Annotated in this window: 1 protein-coding gene; it reads left to right on the forward strand. The window is 38.1% G+C overall.

What is annotated here, in order from left to right; all coding sequences use genetic code 11:
* The first annotated feature begins 296 nt into the window (after window positions 1–296).
* Window positions 297–563: a hypothetical protein gene (locus tag H5186_RS22670; RefSeq protein WP_182795055.1), complete on the forward strand. Its 267-nt coding sequence runs from the start codon at window positions 297–299 to the stop codon at window positions 561–563.
* Window positions 564–649: the final 86 nt, after the last annotated feature.

Raw genomic sequence — 649 nt, forward strand, 5'->3', positions numbered from 1 at the left:
ATGACTGGCACAGTTTTTACCCATCAAAAGATAATACAAAATTAATAATCGGTAGTGGTTACCTAAAAGAATAAATAGAGACAGATATTTCCTTTTTTTATCTTTTATTGCGATTAAAGCTTTATATTAAAATTTAAAATAGCTTTTTTGAGATTTTAATATGTTTAAAGTGAGTATTTTCTTGTTATGTGTTTTTTTTCAGTGCTGCTAGTTTAGTAGCAATGAAATGAACTGATGATCATTGGCGTGGTAAAGGTGTTGAAGTAGCGATAACCAATGGGGTCGCGTCTTGACTTTTGCCTGTCAACGATTTTCACGCTGAAGGTAGAGTAAAGCGGGTATATCGCAGCGGCAGTTGGAAAACGTTTAGCTACGACGCCCGCGGCAACATGACCCAAGGTGACGGCCTCACCGGCGCCACCTATAACGCGATGGACAAACCCACACAAATTGTAAAAAGCGGTAAAACCCTCAACTTTACCTATGGCCCGCAGCATATGCGCTTTAAACAAGTAAATGGCAGTTGTAATGGTCTAATGAAACTGGACAGGTTTATAGCGTAAAATGAGCTAAACCCAAAAGGTATCACTATGACCAGAAAATCAAAAGTAACACTCAGTGCACAACAAAAACTTGAATATGCCAAATT

The organism is Pseudoalteromonas sp. SG41-2, from assembly GCF_014164535.1.
GTDB lineage: Bacteria > Pseudomonadota > Gammaproteobacteria > Enterobacterales > Alteromonadaceae > Pseudoalteromonas > Pseudoalteromonas rhizosphaerae.